Consider the following 15,613-nt stretch of genomic DNA (forward strand, 5'->3'; position numbering starts at 1 on the left):
CCAGCCCGCGGCGGAGACGGCCGTGGCGACCGAAACGTCGGTGAACGAGTCAATCGCAGCCGTCGCGGAGCCGGAGCCCGAACCGGCTCCGGAACTCCCGCCGCCGGCCCCGCCGCCGACGCTCAGCGAGGCTATCGCCGGCGGCAAGCTGCTGCTCGAGGTCCGCGGCCGCTACGAGGGCGTCGATCAGAAGAAGACCGCCGTCCTGACGCGGAACGGCGAGGCCTTCACCGTCCGCACCCGTTTGGGCTGGGAGACGGCGGACTGGCGCGGCCTCAAGGGGCTGATCGAGTTCGAGGACGTCCGCCAGATCGGCCCGGAGCACTACGCCGTCAACGTGCCTGGCGCGCTCACGCCGCCGCTGAACGGGGCGGACAAGGCCAGGTACCCGATCATCAACGATCCCGACGTCACCGAGCTCAACCGGCTGCAGCTGACCTGGACGCCGAGCACGGCGCTGGCGGTGACGGCGGGGCGCCAGCGGATCCTGATCGATGATCAGCGCTTCGTCGGCAATGTCGGCTGGCGCCAGGACGAGCAGACCTTCGACGCGGCGCGCGCCGACCTGGCCTTCGGCCGCTTCAAGGCGACCTACGCCTACGTGACCCACGTCAACCGCGTCCTGGGCGAGATGAAGGACTGGGATAGCGACAGCCACCTGCTCAACGCCACCTGGTCGCCGGCCGAGGCCTTGCGGTTGCAAGGCTTCGTCTATGCGCTCGACTTCCAGAACTCGGCCGCCAATTCCTCGATCACCAAGGGCCTCAAGGCCTCGGGCAAGACCTGGGTCGGACTGTTCCAGGTCGCCTACAACGCCACCTACGCGGTCCAGAGCGACTATCGCGGAAACACCCCGGCCTACGACCTCGACTACTGGGGCGCTGACGCGGCCGGGACCTTCGACATCTACACGGCCAAGGTCTCCTGGGAATCGCTGGAGGGAAACGGGACGCGCGGCTTCACCACGCCGCTGGCCACCACCCACGCCTTCCAGGGCTGGTCGGACGCCTTCGTCCAGCCGCTGGGCGGGAACAAGGGCTTCGTTGACGGGATCGAGGACCTCAACTTCAGCCTCAACGTCAAGCCGCGGTTCCGCGCCGCCTACTTCTTCAACGCCGACATCCTGGTCCGCTACCACGATTTCGACGCCCAGCGGACGGGCGCCGACCTCGGCCGCGAGTGGGACATCCAGGCCCAGGCGGCGATCACCCCCAAGCTCTCGGTGGCGGTGAAGTACGCCGACTTCGAACGCGAGGCCTTCGTCCCGCCGGGCTCGGCCGCGCCGCCGCCCTCCCGCACCAAGGTGTGGTTCACCCTCGAATACAAGCTGTGAGCGATCCCATGACCGACAAGACACTGACACGCCGCACGGCGCTCACCGCCGCGGCCGCCACCCTGGTCGCCGCCAAGGCGGCCCTGCCGTCCGGCGCCTTCGCAGCCGGGGCCGGCCCAGAGATCGCCAAGGCCAAGCTGGGCTTCATCGCGCTCACCGACGCCTCGCCGCTGATCATCGCCAAGGAGCGCGGCCTGTTCGCCAAATACGGCATGCCCGACGTCGAGGTGCTGAAACAGGCCTCCTGGGCGGCCACCCGCGACAACCTGGTGCTGGGCTCCGGCGGCGGCGGCATCGACGGGGCGCACATCCTCTCGCCCATGCCCTACCTGCTGACCACCGGCGCCATCAGCGGCGGCAAGCCCGTGCCGATGAACATCCTGGCGCGGCTCAACACCAACGGCCAGGCGATCTCGGTCGGCAACGACCTGAAGGCGGTGAAGGTCGGCCTGAGCAGCGCCGGGGCCAAGGCCAAGTTCGCCCAGCTCAAGGCGGCCGGGAACACCGCCAAGGTGGCGATGACCTTCCGGGGCGGGACCCACGATCTGTGGATCCGCTACTGGCTGGCGGCCGGCGGCATCAATCCGGAGACCGAGGTCTCCACCATCGTGATCCCGCCGCCGCAGATGGTGGCCAACATGAAGGCCGGCACCCAGGACGCCTTCTGCGTCGGCGAGCCCTGGAACGGCCAGCTGGTGAACCAGAAGGTCGGCTACACCGCCTGCCTCACCTCCGAGATCTGGATGAACCACCCGGAGAAGGCGCTGGGGATGCGGGCCGACTGGGTCGCGAAATATCCGCGCGCCGCCCAGGCGATCACCGCGGCGGTGCTGGAAGCCCAGATGTGGTGCGACAAACCTTCCAACAAGCCGGCCATGTGCTCGATCGTCTCGGGGCGGCAGTACATCAACGTGCCGATCGGCGACATCCTGCCGAGGCTGCAGGGGACGATCAACTACGGCGACGGCCGGGCGCTGAAGGGCTCGGGCCATGTGATGAAGTTCTGGGCCGACAACGCCTCCTTCCCCTTCAAGTCGCACGACCTGTGGTTCCTGACCGAGAACCAGCGCTGGGGCGTGCTGCCGCAGTCGCTGAACAAGACCGCCCTGATCGCCAAGGTGAACCGCGCCGACATCTGGCGCACGGCGGCCAAGTCGATCGGAGCCGCCGCGCCCGCTTCCGACAGCCGCGGCCCCGAGAGGTTCTTCGACGGCAAGGTCTTCGATCCCGCCAACCCCGCCGCCTACCTGGCGAGCCAGCCGATCAAGAAGCTGGTCTGACCCCATCCAAGGCAAGGAGTCTCCCATGAGCCTGCCCGCGCAAAAGTTTGAGATCGCCGGCGAAGTCGAGTCGCCGGCGAGCCTCACGCCCGCGACGGCCACTCGGCGCCCCACGCCGGGCCCGTCGCGGGCGACCCGCGTCTTCGCAGTCGTCAAGGCCGCCGCCGCCGGAGTCCTGCCGCCAGCGGCGATGCTGCTCGTCCTGCTGGGGCTCTGGCAGCTTCTGGCCGGGGACGGCGCCGGCCTGCCGGCTCCCAGCATGATCTGGCTGGAATCCAAGGACCTGATCCTCGACCCGTTCTTCGACAACGGCGGGGTCGACAAGGGATTGTTCTGGCACGTGACCACCAGCCTCAGCCGGGTCGGCGTCGGCTTTGGCCTGGCGGCCGTCGTCGGGATTGCGCTCGGCGTGCTGGTCGGCGCCAATCTGTGGGCCCATCGGGGGCTCGACCCGTTGTTCCAGGTGCTGCGCACGGTGCCGCCCCTGGCCTGGCTGCCGATCTCGCTGGCGGCCTTCCGCGAGGCCCAGCCCTCGGCCCTTTTCGTGATCTTCATCACCTCGATCTGGCCGATCATCATCAACACCGCCGTCGGCGTGCGGAATCTGCCAGCCGACTATGTGAACGTCAGCCGTACGCTCAGCCTGTCGCCGCTGGAGCACTTCTGGAAGATCCTGCTGCCGGCCACCACGCCCTACATCTTCACCGGCCTGCGCATCGGGATCGGCATGAGCTGGTTGGCCATCGTCGCCTCCGAGATGCTGCTCGGCGGGGTCGGGGTCGGCTTCTTCATCTGGGACCAATACAACTCGTCCCGCATCTCCGACATCGTCGTCGCCCTGATCTGGGTCGGCCTGGTGGGCTTCGCGCTGGACCGCGCGGTGGCCCTGCTGGGTCGGCTGGTCAGCCGCGGCTCGGCGCTTTCCTAGAAGGATCGGACACATGCCCAAGGCCTTCCTCTCCATCGAGGCGCTCGGCGTCTCCTTCCCCGGCCGCACCGGCGCCAATGAGGTGCTGGCCAACGTGAACCTGCAGATCGACGAGGGCGAGTTCGTCTCGATCATCGGCCACTCCGGCTGCGGAAAATCGACCCTGCTCAACGTGGTCGCGGGCCTCGTACCGATCACCACCGGGGCGGTGATCCTCGACCGCTCCGCCATCGACGCGCCAGGCCCGGACCGCGCCGTGGTGTTCCAGAACCACTCGCTGCTGCCCTGGCTCTCGGTCTACGAGAACGTGCGGTTGGCCGTGGACAAGGTCTTCGCCAGCAAGAAATCGCGCCGCGAGCGCCACGAATGGGCGATGGAGAACCTGGCCCTCGTCCAGATGACCCACGCCGCCGACAAGCGCCCCTCCGAGATTTCCGGCGGCATGAAGCAGCGGGTCGGCATCGCCCGCGCGCTCGCCATCCAGCCCAAGGTGCTGCTGCTGGACGAGCCGTTCGGCGCCCTGGACGCGCTCACCCGCGCCCGCCTGCAGGACAGCGTCATGGAGATCCACGCCAAGCTTGCGAACACCGTGCTGATGATCACCCACGACGTGGACGAGGCCGCGTTGCTCTCGGACCGCATCGTGATGATGACCAACGGCCCGGCCGCGACGATCGGCGAGGTCCTGACCGTGAGCCTGCCGCGTCCGCGCAAGCGGCTGGAGCTGAGCGCGGACCCGACCTATCTGGCCGCCCGCGTCGCGGTGTTGGAGTTCCTCTACGCCCGGCAGGCGGCGTGACGGAAACGCCTGGGGCCAGAAAGCAAAAAGCGGCCCCGAAGGACCGCTTTATTCGCTTCAACTTCCCCCGAAAGGGAAATTGGAGCGGGCGAAGAGATTCGAACTCTCGACCCCAACCTTGGCAAGGTTGTGCTCTACCACTGAGCTACGCCCGCGTACCTCAGCGACCCGATGTTTTGGCCGCCGAAATTCGAGAGCGGGCTTATGGCAGAGGGTCTTCGACTTGGCAACACCCTCATCCACCAAATCGTGGAGTCTTTAGCCGGCGCTTGTTCACGTGGTCCTTCGGGGGCTCGCCGGTCTCCTCCGGGAACTCGCCGCGGAAGTAGTAGCGCTGCCACGCCTCACGGGTCGCCTCGGGGTCTAAGCGGAAGATTCGCTTGTTGAATTCGCTGCGGTGCTTCTCCCAGGTGTCGTACTGGTCGCGCAGTTCGGGGTTGCGATCCATGCTGCGGATCACCGGTTGGAACTCGGTGAGCTGGCGGTCCTGGGTCAGGGTGATGAAGCAGAAAGGCTCGCCTTTCTCGAATCGCACCTTGCCCGGCCGCGTGAACAGCCAGTTCATCGTGAAGGGGAAGGGCAGCCAGTCGGTCTCGACCAGGCCGGCCAGCGGCTGGATGCCGTCCTTGATGTGGTTCGGCGGCCCCTGGGCGATCAGCGACCAGCCCGGCGGGGTCTTGAACAGATAGCCCGGGTGGAAAGTCACCACCCCGTGGCTGAAGTGGGTCTTCACGAAATTATGGAAGTCCGGGTTCGGGCGGTCCGGCGTCAGCGTGATGTCGCTCTGCAGCAGCCCGCCGTTCCACTCGGCGGTGAACGCCATCGGACAGAGAATTTCCCACCCGGTGGTGTTGGCCATGCTGAGCGGCAGGCAACGATAGGGGTGGCGCTCGGCGAAGCGGTCCATCCAGGCGCGTTGCGGGCGCCCCGGCACGATCTCCGGCGGCCGTTCGGCCGTGGGATAGCACTCGAGCTCCATGAGGTCCTCCAACTGGTTTCTTTCCAAATGCTCTATCGCACCGTGTCGGGCCGCGGCTAGCTCTCCTTCAGATGCTAGCCGCTGGAACCTCAGTTGGGCTAAGCAACGATCATGCAGACCCGCCCCGACCTCATCGCCTTCTTCGACGCCCATGGGATCGACCACGCGACCACCGACCACGAGGCGGTGTTCCGGGTCGGCGAGGGCGAAGGGATCAAGGACGCCATCCCCGGCGCCCACACCAAGAACCTGTTCCTGAAGGACGCCAAGGGCCGCCTGTGGCTGATCTCGGCCAAGGACGACACCGAGATCGACCTGAAGCGGCTGCACACCGTGATCGGCTCGGCGCGGCTATCGTTCGGCTCGGGCGAGCTGATGACCCAAACCCTGGGCGTGACGCCCGGTTCGGTCACCGCCTTCGCCATGATCAACGACGGCGGGCGCAACGTGACCTTCGTGCTGGACCGCCGCCTGGCCGACGCCGAACGGGTGAATTTCCACCCGCTGGTCAACACCGCCACCACCGGCGTGTCGAAGGCCGGCTTCGCCAAGTTCTTCCAGGCGCTGGCGATCACCCCCTTGGTGGTCGATTTCGAGGCCATGGCGGTGATCGAAGACGCCTGAACCCCTTCGAGCGCCGTTGAAGCCGCGCCAGGAAGGGACCATTTTAGCCCGCGGGCGCGTTATGCCCCGATTGACCCCCTTGGGAACCAGACCATGAGCCTGATCGGCGAAACCCAGCCCACCGCCGCCGCCAGCGCCGCCGACCTGATCAAGGACGGCACGGACGCCAGCTTCCTGGCCGACGTGATCGAAACGTCGAAGGACACGCCGGTCATCGTCGACTTCTGGGCGCCCTGGTGCGGCCCGTGCCGCCAGCTGGGCCCGTCGATCGAGAAGGCCGTGCTGGCCGCCAAGGGCAAGGTGAAGCTGGTCAAGATCGACATCGACCAGAACCCGCAATTCGCCGGCCAGCTGCGCGTGCAGTCGATCCCGGCGGTGTTCGCCTTTGTCGGCGGTCGCCCGGTGGACGGCTTCATGGGCGCGCTGCCCGACAGCCAGGTGAAGCAGTTCGTCGACCGCATGGCCGGTCAGGCCCCGGCCAACGCCACCGACGAACTGCTGGCCCAGGCCAAGGGATCCCTCGATCTCGGCGATGTCGGCGGCGCGGCCCAGGCCTATGCCGAGGTCCTGCAGGCCGAGCCTGACAACGTGAAGGCCCTGGGCGGACTGGCCCGCTGCTACCTGACCGGCGGCGACGCCGAGCGGGCCCGCGAGATCGCCGACATGGCGCCGCAAGGGGCCAAGGACGCCGACCTCGACAGCGTCCGCGCGGCCCTGGCCCTGGCCGACGAAGCCCCCGAGGAGACCGGCGAGTTCGAACAGCGCCTGGCCAAGGACGCCGAGGACCACGAGGCCCGCTTCGAGATCGCCAAGGCCCTGGCCGCCCAAGGCGCCTGGGACGCCGCCGCCGACCACCTGCTGAAGATCATCGAACGCGACCGGACCTGGAACGAAGACGCCGCCCGCAAGCAGCTGATCACCATCTTCGAGGCCGCCGGGGCGGGCTCTGACGTCACCCGGACGGGCCGACGACGCCTGTCCTCCATTTTGTTTTCATGAGGAAGGGCCGCGCCATGCCGGCCGCCGTCTTTCGCCGCGCTTCAGACCTGCCGCAGGTGATCCCGGTCTTCCCGCTGGACGGCGCCCTGCTGCTGCCCACGGGCGACCTGCCGCTGCAGATCTTCGAGCCGCGGTATCTGAACATGATCGACGACGTCATGGCCGGCGACCGCATGATCGGCATGGTGCAGACCCGGGCCGGCGGCGACCGCTCGCGCCCGAACCTGACCGGGGTCGCCTGCTGCGGCCGGATCACCAGCTTTTCGGAAACCTCGGACGGCCGCTACCTGATCACCCTGACCGGGGTCTGCCGTTTCCTGGTCGGTGAGGAGCTGTCGGTGACCACGCCCTATCGCCAGGTGCGCGCCAACTTCCTGCCCTTCGCCGACGACCTGAGCGTCGAGGCCGCCGAGATCCCGGCCTTCGACCGCCGCCGGTTCGCCGGCGCCCTGAAGCGCTATCTGAACCGCCGCGAGCTGGACATCGACTGGGAGACCGCCGAGTCCGCGCCGCTGGAGAGCCTGGTCACCAGCCTGGCCATGGGCCTGCCGTTCGAACCGGCCGAGAAGCAGGCGCTGCTGGAAGCCCATACCATGGCCGACCGTTGCGACGCGCTCACCGCCCTGCTCGAGATCGACAGCCTCGAAGGCGACGATGACGAGCCGCACTCGATCCAGTAGACAGGCGCCCATGAGCACCGAGACCCCCGCCCCGCTGTCCCTGACCGCCGAGGTCGATCCCCGCCTGCTGGAGGTGCTGGTCTGCCCCGTAACCCACGGCGCGCTGACCTATGACCGCGCGGCCGGCGAACTGATCAGCAAGAGCGCCAAGCTCGCCTATCCGATCCGCGACGGCGTGCCGATCATGCTGCCCGAAGAAGCCCGAACCCTGGACTAGCTCTTCTCCCGCCTGCGGGAGAGGAAGGGTTAGGCGCGATACTCCCTCTCCCTCCGGGAGAGGGTTGGGGTGAGGGCGAACGCAGCGAGGACTACAGCGCTTCGCCGCGCAGCAGCCGCGGCAGGTCGCCGGTCGCGCCGCCGGCGTCTTCCATGAAGAACCGCCGCGCCGGACCGATCTTGTTCACCGCCGACATGCCGACCCCGCGCGCCAACCGCAGCACCGGGTTGTCGTTCGAGAACAGCCGCGTGAACACGTCGGTCGCCGCCGCCAGCATCACATTGTCGAAGTTCCGCCAGCGGGCGTAACGCTCCAGCACCAGCTCCGAGCCGATATCCTCGCCCAGCCGCGCGGCCTCGACCAGCACCTGCGCCAGAGCCGCGGCGCCCTTCAGGCCCAGGTTCAACCCCTGGCCGGCGATCGGGTGGATGCCGTGGGCGGCGTCGCCCAGCAGCACCGCACGCGGCGCGGTCAGCCGCTCGGCCAGCTGCAGCGACAGCGGATAGGTGAAAACTGGACCGTCGAGGGTCGCGGTTCCCAGGAACTCGCCGAACCGGCGTTGCAGATGGGCGTGGAAAGCTTGCGGGCTGGCGGCCTTCAAGGCCGCGCCCCTGGCCCGGCTTTCGGTCCAGACCAAGCTCGCCCGGTCCTCGGTGAGCGGCAGGATGGCGAACGGACCGCCCGGCAGGAAATATTCGTGGGCGACGCCCTCGTGGCCGCGCGCCAGCCGCACCGTCGCCACCACGCCGGTCTGCGGATAGTCCCAGCCCGTGGAGCCGATCCCGGCCTCTCGCCGCACCACCGAGCCGCGCCCCTCGGCGCCGACCACCACCGGGGCGCTCAGGGTGCGACCGTCCTCCAGCGTCACCCGCGCGGCCTGGGCGTCGAAGACGACCCCAGCCACCCGCGCCGGCGCCAACACCTTGATCCCCGCCCGCTGGACGGCGGCGGCGAGCGCGGCGCGCGAGCGACGGTTCTCCAGCATGTAGCCGAGCGGCTCACCCTCGGAGCGGTCGGCGATCTCGGCGGAATCAAAGCGCAGATAGAACGGCGAGGGTTTGCCGGCCGCGGCCCCCGGCGACTTGCCGTCGGTGACCAGGATCTGCTCGATCCGCTGGGCGTGGGGCTCGATGTCGGCCGCCAGGCCCAGGGTCCGCCACTGCCGGAACGAGGCGAAGGCGATCGCCGAGGAACGCCCGTCGAAGGTCGGCGCCAGCTGGGCGTCGAACACGATCGGATCGATCAGCAGCGGTTCCAGTCCGGCGCTCTTCAGGGCCAGGGCCAGGGTGACGCCCGCCATGCCGGCGCCGGCGATGATCACGTCCGCATCGAAGGTCTCAACCATGGGGCGGATATGCCGACGAAAGGGGCGCGCCGTCCATCCCTCGCGTCCCCGCAAATCAGTTCAGGGCTGGGGCGAGGCCACCCGCCGCACGAACGCCGCCGACCGCGCCAGCGCCTGCTGGCCGGCCTCCTGGTCGATGTTGAACTGGTATTCGTGCCCCAGGGCTGGCTGATGGCCCTGAGGGAAGAACAGGGTCTCCACCGCGACCCCGCGCGCCTGCAGGACCTTGGCCAGGGCCCTGGACTGCGCCTCCAGGGGATCGGCGTCGCCGACCGAGATAAAGGCCGGGGGAAAGGCGGCGGTGACATGGTTGGTCACCGACATGCGGGAAAACTCCGGATGATCCCGGAAATTCCGCGATCCGCTGTAGGACCAGAGCACATTGGACAGGAACGGCGCGAAGGGCCCGTCGAAGTTCACCAGCTCCACGTCGTAGGGCCCGCAGAACAGCAGCACCCCCCGGATCTGCTCGGGACCGACCGCTGGGGAGATGCCGACCGCTCGGGCGTAGACCGGCGAGGCGATGATGTTCGCCATCTGGGCCGCGATCTGGGCGCCGGCCGAGTCGCCGGCCAGGATCAGCCGGGACGGATCGATCTTCAGGGCCTGCGCCTCGGCGGTCAGATAGGCCAAGGCCGCGTTCGCCTGGCGCACCGGGGTCGGATAGGTGGCGCGCGGTGCAATGGAATAGTCGATGGCCACCGTCGTGAACCCCTGGCCGGCCAGCACCTTGAGGTAGTTGGCCATGTCGCCGCGCCGGCCGGAGACATAACCCCCGCCGTGGATCCAGACGATGGTCGGCGGCAGGGCCTCGCCCACGATCGCCGGGCGATAGATGTCCAGGAGGGCGACGGGATCGGCGGGGTCGTAGCGCAGGCCGAGCTCTGAGGTGACCTGCGCGGGCACATGCTTCTCAAGCGCCGCCGACGCATCGGCCGAGCCCTTCTCGAACACATGACGGATCAGCAGCGCGCCCGGCCAGGGCGTGACGTAGACGGCGGCGACAACCACGAGGACCATGGCGCCCGCGATCACGCCGATGGCGATGAGCAGCTTTCGGAGCAAGCGCCCCTCCCAAGTCCCGATCCAACGAGAGGTTGAGCGCGCGCCATCGCCGATGCAAGCCCGTCAATGCGCGGTCCGCTTGCCGCGCCTTAATGATTTTTGGACGATTGCGTCCACTTAACCCATTGCATGGCTGTTCAAGCCGCCCTACTTGGGCCTTGATTGGACTGCCGCGTCCATCTTTCACCATTCCGAGCCCTATCATGGCGATATTGCCCAAGAAGTTCGTGCCCCTCGCCGTCGGGGGTGTCGTTGTCGCCGCCCTTGTGGTCGGCGGCGGCGCCTGGTGGATCAACAAGCAGCGGTTCGAAGCCACCGACAACGCCTTCATCCAGGCCGACAAGGTCTCGGTCGCGCCCCAGGTCGACGGCTATGTCGCCGAGGTGCTGGTGGCCGACAACGCCAGCGTCACCGCCGGCCAGGTCCTGGTCCGGCTGGACGCCTCGCAGGTGCGCGCGGCGCTCGCTCAAGCCGAGGCCAACGCCGCGGCGCTGGACGCCGCCGTCCGCGGAGTCGACGACAAGGCCAGGCTGGAACAGGCGATGATCGCCCAAAAAGCGGCGGGCGTGGATTCCGCCCACGCCGAGTCCCAGCTCGCCCAGGCCGAACTCAATCGCTACGGCGCGCTGGCCAACCAGGGCTGGGTCTCGCCGCAACGCGCCCAGACCGCGCGCGCCGCCGCCAGCCAGGCGACCGCCGGTGTCGCCCAGGCCAAGGCCACCCTGGAGGCCGAGCGTCGCAGCGCCGCCAGCCTCGGCTCGGCCCGCGCCCAGACCCAGGCCCAGGCCCAGGCCGCCCACGCCGCCGTCGACAAGGCCCGCATCGACCTGGAGCGCACCGAAATCAAGGCGCCGGTCACCGGCGTCGTCGGGGCCCGCGCCGTGCGCCCGGGCCAATATGTGCGTCCCGGCTCGGCCCTGATGAGCGTCGTGCCGCTGGGCGAGGCCTATGTGATCGCCAACTTCAAGGAGACCCAGGTCGCCCGCCTGCGGGTCGGCCAGCCGGTGACCATCCATGCCGACGCCTTCGGCAAGCAGGAAATCAAGGGCCACGTCGACAGCTTTGCGCCGGCCACGGGTTCGGAATTCGCCCTGATCCCGGTCGAGAACGCGGTCGGCAACTTCACCAAGATCGCCCAGCGCCTGCCGGTGAAGATCGCGGTCGACCCAAAGTCGCCGCTGGCCGGCGCCCTGCGCCCCGGCCTCTCGGTCGAGGTGAAGGTCGACGTGCGCACCAACACCGGTCCCAGCTTCGCCGAGGTCCAGCCCGCCAAGGAATACGCCCGCGAGGGCGTCTCGCGCTGATCGCGGCCTAGGAGCCTCAGGCCATGACCGACGCTGTCCTAGACCGTCCTCCCCAACCGGCGCCGCCCGGCGGCCACGTGACCGCATCGGGCGAGGTCGATTGGGTCAAGATCTTCCTGGGCTTCGGCGGGATGGTGATCGGCCAGTTCATGGCCATCCTCGACATCCAGATCGTCGCCTCCTCGCTCAGCCAGATCCAGGCCGGGGTCGGCGCCAGCGCCGACGAGATCAGCTGGGTGCAGACCATCTATCTGCTGGCCGAGGTGGTGATCATTCCGCTGACCGCCTACCTGACCAAGATGTGGGGCACGCGGCCCGTCTATGTGGCCGCCGCCGCCGGCTTCATCCTCACCTCAATCCTCACCGGCCTCTCGACCAGCATCGAGATGATGATCTTCACCCGCGCGCTGCAGGGCCTGGCCGCCGGCGCCATGATCCCAGCCGTGTTCGCCACCGCCATGACCGTCTTCCCGCCGGAAAAGCGAGTGATGGCCAATGTCACCGTCGGCCTGATCGTCACCCTGGCCCCCACCGTCGGCCCCACCATCGGCGGTCACCTGACCGAGGCGTTGAACTGGCGCTGGCTGTTTTTCGTCAATATCCCGCCCGGCCTGCTGGTGATGTTCCTGGTCGGCCGCTACGGCGACTTCGACAAGGGCGACCCCAGTCTGGCCAAGGGCATCGACTGGTTCGGCCTGGCGGTCATGACCATGTTCCTGCTCTCGATGCAGTACGTGATCGAGGAAGGCTCAAGCGAGGGCTGGTTCGACGACGACCTGATCCTGTGGCTCAGCGTCACCGCCGCCATCACCGGCGCGGTGTTCATCTGGCGACAGCTCACCTACCGACAGCCCATCGTCTCGCTGAAACCGTTCACCGACCGCAACTTCACCATCGGCTTCATCATGAACGCCGTATCGGGGATGAGCCTGTTCGGCGGAACCTTCATCCTGCCGTTGTTCCTCGGCCAGATCCGCCGGTTCTCGGCGGCCGAGGTCGGGACGACCATGCTGGTTTCAGGCCTGGTGATGTTCATGACCGCGCCGGTCGCCGGGCGCTTCATCCGCTTGGTCGATCCCCGTATTCCGCTGGTGGTGGGCTTTGGCCTGGCCGCCTACGGCGTCGGCCTGGGGGTTCACGTCACCGCCGACTGGGGGTTCTGGGAATTCGCCGCCCTGCAGGCGATCCGCGGGGTCGGGGTGATGATCGCCATGATCGCCGCCCAGCAACTCAGCGTCTCCACCCTGCCGCCCTCGATGATGAAGGACGCCTCGGGTCTCGTGAACCTGGTCCGCAACGTCGGCGGGGCGGTCGGCCTGGCCGTCCTGACCACTATCCTGACCGATCAGACCGCCGTGCACCTTTCGGAGCTGTCGGCGCGGGTCAGCGTCTCCAGCCTCCAGGGCCAGGAGATGCTGCAAAACCTCACCGCCATGATGGACGCCCAGGGCCTGATGAACCCGGAAGGCGCGGCCCGCAAGTTCCTCGGCATGGCCCTGCGCCGCGACGCCGCGGTGCTCGGCTTCGCCGACGGCTTCTACTTCCTGGCGGCCGGCTGCGCGGTCGCCTCGGTGCTGGGCCTGCTGGCCAGTCCGGCCAAGACCCCGCCCGGCCCTCCCGGCGACGGAGGCGGCCACTGATGCCCAGGATCGCGGGCCAGATCGACGTCGCCAAGACCGAGGCCATCCTCGACGCCGCCACCGAGGTGTTCGGCAAGCGCGGCGTCGGTTCCTCGATGGGGGAGATCGCCCGCCGGGCCTGCGTCTCCAAACAGACCATCTACAACCACTTCGGCTCCAAGCCCGAGCTGGTGCGGGCCATCGTCGATCGCCGGGTGAAGGAGATCACCGCGCCGCTGCTGGTCCCCGAAGCGCAGGAACATCCCGAGGAGGCCTTGGCCGCCTTCGGCCGCTTCATGATCAAGGCGGTGATCCGACCGCGTGGCGCCTCGATGATGCGCATGACGATAGAGAGCGCCCTCGACCAGCCCGATGTGGCTCGGGCCTTCTACGAGGCCGGGCCGCTCACCTCGCGCAGACGGCTCGCCGACTTCCTGACGATGGAGACCAAGGCCGGGCGCATGGCGGTGGACGACCCCGCCCTGGGCGCCGAGTTCTTCGCCGGCATGGTGATCGGCCCCTACCAGCTGTCGCATCTGCTCGGCGTCGCCCCCGAGCTCGACGACGCGGCGATCGACCGCGTCGCCAGCGAGGCCGCGCGCCGGTTCATGCGCGCCTATTCGGTCTAGGCGAAACCTTCCGTTCGTCATCACCGGGCTTGTCCCGGTGACCCATACACACGAACGATCAAGGCAAATCCCGGACGACGACGCCTATGGATGGCCGCCACAAGTAGCCGGCCATGACGAGCGGAGGGGGAAACGTTCTACCCCGCGGTCAGCGGCCCCCAGGCGGCCATGGCGCCCTGCGCCACCTTCTCCAGCGTCTCGCGGCTGGCCCCGTCGCGGGCCTGGATCGACATTCCCTGCTGGACCGTCAGATAGAAGGCCGCCACCCCGGCGGCGTCGAGCCCGGCCGGCAACTCGCCCTGCGCCATGGAACGCCGCAGACGCCTCTCCAGGCCGGACTGGCCCACGGCGCGGTGCTGGCGCATCGCCTCGCACACACTGGCGCTGGCGCTCGCGGTGTTCAGCACCGACAGCGTCACCAGGCACCCCCGCGGCTTGCCCGGCCGGGTGAAGACCCGGGCCGTAGCGGTCAGATAACCCTCGATCGCCTCGCGCGCGGTCGGCGCGGCCTCCACCACGTCCCACAACGCGGGGCCTTCGGTGCGGCCATAGAGTTCGACCGCCTCGTGGAACAGGCCCTCCTTTGACCCGAACGCCGCGTAGAGGCTGGGCGAACCGATCCCCATCGCGCCGGTCAGGTCGCTGATCGAGGCGGCCTCATAACCCTTGATCCAGAAGACCTCCATGGCGCTGGCCAGTGCGTCTTGCCGATCGAAACTGCGAGGTCGGCCGCGTTCGGCCATGGCTCAATCCTTTTTTTGTATCGACCGATATATAAATGACTTGACGGCGACCGGCAAGCGCGCCACCCATATCTGTATCGAACGTTACAAATATGGAGAACATCGTGTCGGATCTCACTGGAAAGCGCGCCCTGATCACCGGCGGCAGCCGCGGCATCGGCGCCGCCATCGCCCGGCGCCTGGCGCATGACGGCGCCGATGTGGCGATCACCTACGAACACTCGGCCGACAAGGCGCAGGCCGTGGTGAAGGACATCGAGGCCTTGGGCCGCAAGGCGCTCGCCATCCAGGCCAGCAGCGCCGATCCCGCCGCGATCAAGGCCGCGGTGGACCAAGCCGCCGCCGCGCTGGGCGGCCTCGACATCCTGGTCAACAACGCCGGCATCGTCCGCGGCGCCGGCCCGGTCGAGGGCTGGACCCTGGACGACATCGACCAAACCCTGGCGGTGAACGTGCGTGGCGTGGTGCTAGCCTCGCAGGCCGCGGCGGCGCACCTGCCGCGCGGCGGGCGGATCATCAATATCGGCAGCAATCTGGCCGAGCGCGTGCCGATGGCCGGCATCACCCTCTATTCGATGAGCAAGTCGGCGCTGCTGAGCTTCACCAAGGGCCTGGCCCACGATCTCGGCCCGCGCGGGATAACGGTGAACCTAGTCCATCCCGGCTCGACCGACACCGACATGAACCCCGCAGGCGGCGAGAGCGCCGATCACCAGCGGGCGCGGATGCCGATCCAGGAATACGGCAAGCCGGCCGAGATCGCCGGCATGGTCGCCTGGCTGGCCAGCCCCGAGGGCCGCTTCGCCAACGGCGCCGGCTTCACCGTCGACGGCGGCGCGAACGCGTAGCCACCTCGTCATCCTCCGGGGTCGCGAAGCGAGATCCGGGGGACCCAAGCGGCCTATCAAGTTCGGCGCCTCAGCTTGGGTCCCCCGGATCGTCTTTCAGACGACCGGAGGATGACGAAGCTTTAGGCAACCCTAGAGCCCAGATGCTCCCCCTCTGGGGGCCTGTTGCGAAATTCGCTGATCGTGATTCCCTGGTGCTGAGCCAGGGAGTCGTCGATGTC

At 68.4% G+C, this 15,613-nt stretch carries 16 protein-coding genes and 1 tRNA gene; 12 read left to right on the plus strand and 5 right to left on the minus strand.

Annotated features, from left to right (window positions below; translation table 11 throughout):
- The first annotated feature begins 22 nt into the window (after positions 1-22).
- The 4 genes from ASE02_RS16490 to ASE02_RS16505 are packed head-to-tail and all read left to right on the plus strand — an operon-like array spanning position 23 to position 4,340.
- Positions 23-1,333 carry an alginate export family protein gene (locus ASE02_RS16490; RefSeq protein WP_235536725.1) on the plus strand — a complete coding sequence of 437 codons (1,311 nt, stop codon included), beginning with the start codon at positions 23-25 and terminating at the stop codon, positions 1,331-1,333.
- 8 nt (positions 1,334-1,341) lie between these two features.
- Positions 1,342-2,613, plus strand: coding sequence for a CmpA/NrtA family ABC transporter substrate-binding protein (locus tag ASE02_RS16495; protein WP_056735630.1), 1,272 nt, complete (start codon positions 1,342-1,344; stop codon positions 2,611-2,613).
- A 25-nt stretch (positions 2,614-2,638) separates the two neighbouring features.
- The gene (gene ntrB / locus ASE02_RS16500) at positions 2,639-3,541 is read left to right on the plus strand and encodes a nitrate ABC transporter permease (RefSeq protein WP_056735631.1); all 903 of its coding nucleotides are present in this window, start codon (positions 2,639-2,641) and stop codon (positions 3,539-3,541) included.
- A 13-nt stretch (positions 3,542-3,554) separates the two neighbouring features.
- The gene (locus ASE02_RS16505) at positions 3,555-4,340 is read left to right on the plus strand and encodes an ABC transporter ATP-binding protein (protein WP_056735632.1); all 786 of its coding nucleotides are present in this window, start codon (positions 3,555-3,557) and stop codon (positions 4,338-4,340) included.
- Positions 4,341-4,420: 80 nt separating this feature from the next.
- Here the strand turns inward: ASE02_RS16505 and ASE02_RS16510 are convergent.
- Together ASE02_RS16510 and ASE02_RS16515 are read right to left on the minus strand one after the other, a co-directional pair.
- Positions 4,421-4,495 (minus strand) — tRNA-Gly (locus ASE02_RS16510).
- A gap of 80 nt (positions 4,496-4,575) precedes the next feature.
- Positions 4,576-5,319: a DUF6065 family protein gene (locus ASE02_RS16515; RefSeq protein ID WP_056735633.1), complete on the minus strand. Its 744-nt coding sequence runs from the start codon at positions 5,317-5,319 to the stop codon at positions 4,576-4,578.
- A 111-nt stretch (positions 5,320-5,430) separates the two neighbouring features.
- Here ASE02_RS16515 and ASE02_RS16520 point away from each other — a divergent pair, with 111 nt between their 5' ends.
- From ASE02_RS16520 to ASE02_RS16535, 4 genes are all read left to right on the plus strand, one after another.
- On the plus strand, positions 5,431-5,943 hold the full coding sequence (locus ASE02_RS16520; RefSeq protein ID WP_056735634.1) for a prolyl-tRNA synthetase associated domain-containing protein: 513 nt from the start codon (positions 5,431-5,433) through the stop codon (positions 5,941-5,943).
- A gap of 93 nt (positions 5,944-6,036) precedes the next feature.
- A complete protein-coding gene (locus ASE02_RS16525; protein WP_056735635.1) occupies positions 6,037-6,942 on the plus strand; it encodes a co-chaperone YbbN in 906 nt (301 codons plus the stop codon).
- A 14-nt stretch (positions 6,943-6,956) separates the two neighbouring features.
- Complete coding sequence (locus tag ASE02_RS16530) at positions 6,957-7,622, plus strand: LON peptidase substrate-binding domain-containing protein (RefSeq protein ID WP_056735636.1); 666 nt, start codon at positions 6,957-6,959, stop codon at positions 7,620-7,622.
- Positions 7,623-7,632: 10 nt separating this feature from the next.
- Positions 7,633-7,839: a Trm112 family protein gene (locus ASE02_RS16535; RefSeq protein WP_056735637.1), complete on the plus strand. Its 207-nt coding sequence runs from the start codon at positions 7,633-7,635 to the stop codon at positions 7,837-7,839.
- A 91-nt stretch (positions 7,840-7,930) separates the two neighbouring features.
- Here the strand turns inward: ASE02_RS16535 and ASE02_RS16540 are convergent, their stop codons facing one another.
- Together ASE02_RS16540 and ASE02_RS16545 are read right to left on the minus strand one after the other, a co-directional pair.
- Positions 7,931-9,184 carry a UbiH/UbiF/VisC/COQ6 family ubiquinone biosynthesis hydroxylase gene (locus ASE02_RS16540; protein ID WP_056735638.1) on the minus strand — a complete coding sequence of 418 codons (1,254 nt, stop codon included), beginning with the start codon at positions 9,182-9,184 and terminating at the stop codon, positions 7,931-7,933.
- A 60-nt stretch (positions 9,185-9,244) separates the two neighbouring features.
- Complete coding sequence (locus tag ASE02_RS16545; protein ID WP_200957707.1) at positions 9,245-10,249, minus strand: alpha/beta hydrolase; 1,005 nt, start codon at positions 10,247-10,249, stop codon at positions 9,245-9,247.
- A 203-nt stretch (positions 10,250-10,452) separates the two neighbouring features.
- On the opposite strand from ASE02_RS16545, the gene ASE02_RS16550 reads away from it, so the two are divergent.
- From ASE02_RS16550 to ASE02_RS16560, 3 genes are read left to right on the plus strand one after another with little or no spacing between them, the layout of a single operon-like run.
- Positions 10,453-11,553, plus strand: coding sequence for an HlyD family secretion protein (locus ASE02_RS16550; RefSeq protein ID WP_056735639.1), 1,101 nt, complete (start codon positions 10,453-10,455; stop codon positions 11,551-11,553).
- 23 nt (positions 11,554-11,576) lie between these two features.
- Positions 11,577-13,193, plus strand: a complete 1,617-nt coding sequence (locus ASE02_RS16555) for a DHA2 family efflux MFS transporter permease subunit (protein WP_056735640.1) — start codon at positions 11,577-11,579, stop codon at positions 13,191-13,193.
- Complete coding sequence (locus tag ASE02_RS16560) at positions 13,193-13,801, plus strand: TetR/AcrR family transcriptional regulator (protein WP_056735641.1); 609 nt, start codon at positions 13,193-13,195, stop codon at positions 13,799-13,801. Before ASE02_RS16555 ends, ASE02_RS16560 begins: the two co-directional genes overlap by 1 nt.
- A 137-nt stretch (positions 13,802-13,938) precedes the next feature.
- Here ASE02_RS16560 and ASE02_RS16565 read toward each other — a convergent pair whose 3' ends face one another.
- A complete protein-coding gene (locus tag ASE02_RS16565) occupies positions 13,939-14,544 on the minus strand; it encodes a TetR/AcrR family transcriptional regulator (RefSeq protein ID WP_056735642.1) in 606 nt (201 codons plus the stop codon).
- A 104-nt stretch (positions 14,545-14,648) separates the two neighbouring features.
- On the opposite strand from ASE02_RS16565, the gene ASE02_RS16570 reads away from it, so the two are divergent.
- Positions 14,649-15,392 carry an SDR family NAD(P)-dependent oxidoreductase gene (locus ASE02_RS16570; protein ID WP_056735654.1) on the plus strand — a complete coding sequence of 248 codons (744 nt, stop codon included), beginning with the start codon at positions 14,649-14,651 and terminating at the stop codon, positions 15,390-15,392.
- Positions 15,393-15,613: the final 221 nt, after the last annotated feature.

The sequence above is a fragment of the Phenylobacterium sp. Root700 genome (assembly GCF_001429025.1).
GTDB lineage: Bacteria > Pseudomonadota > Alphaproteobacteria > Caulobacterales > Caulobacteraceae > Phenylobacterium.

What these genes read in the sequence shown, in the direction of transcription:
- ASE02_RS16520 (WP_056735634.1), top strand. Translation starts at nt 5,431, where the DNA reads ATGCAGACCCGCCCCGACCTCATCGCCTTCTTCGACGCCCATGGGATC.
- ASE02_RS16525 (WP_056735635.1), top strand. Translation starts at nt 6,037, where the DNA reads ATGAGCCTGATCGGCGAAACCCAGCCCACCGCCGCCGCCAGCGCCGCC.
- ASE02_RS16535 (WP_056735637.1), top strand. Translation starts at nt 7,633, where the DNA reads ATGAGCACCGAGACCCCCGCCCCGCTGTCCCTGACCGCCGAGGTCGAT.
- ASE02_RS16505 (WP_056735632.1), top strand. Translation starts at nt 3,555, where the DNA reads ATGCCCAAGGCCTTCCTCTCCATCGAGGCGCTCGGCGTCTCCTTCCCC.
- ASE02_RS16550 (WP_056735639.1), top strand. Translation starts at nt 10,453, where the DNA reads ATGGCGATATTGCCCAAGAAGTTCGTGCCCCTCGCCGTCGGGGGTGTC.
- ASE02_RS16530 (WP_056735636.1), top strand. Translation starts at nt 6,957, where the DNA reads ATGCCGGCCGCCGTCTTTCGCCGCGCTTCAGACCTGCCGCAGGTGATC.
- ntrB (WP_056735631.1), top strand. Translation starts at nt 2,639, where the DNA reads ATGAGCCTGCCCGCGCAAAAGTTTGAGATCGCCGGCGAAGTCGAGTCG.
- ASE02_RS16555 (WP_056735640.1), top strand. Translation starts at nt 11,577, where the DNA reads ATGACCGACGCTGTCCTAGACCGTCCTCCCCAACCGGCGCCGCCCGGC.
- ASE02_RS16540 (WP_056735638.1), bottom strand. Translation starts at nt 9,184, where the DNA reads ATGGTTGAGACCTTCGATGCGGACGTGATCATCGCCGGCGCCGGCATG.
- ASE02_RS16560 (WP_056735641.1), top strand. Translation starts at nt 13,193, where the DNA reads ATGCCCAGGATCGCGGGCCAGATCGACGTCGCCAAGACCGAGGCCATC.
- ASE02_RS16515 (WP_056735633.1), bottom strand. Translation starts at nt 5,319, where the DNA reads ATGGAGCTCGAGTGCTATCCCACGGCCGAACGGCCGCCGGAGATCGTG.
- ASE02_RS16495 (WP_056735630.1), top strand. Translation starts at nt 1,342, where the DNA reads ATGACCGACAAGACACTGACACGCCGCACGGCGCTCACCGCCGCGGCC.
- ASE02_RS16565 (WP_056735642.1), bottom strand. Translation starts at nt 14,544, where the DNA reads ATGGCCGAACGCGGCCGACCTCGCAGTTTCGATCGGCAAGACGCACTG.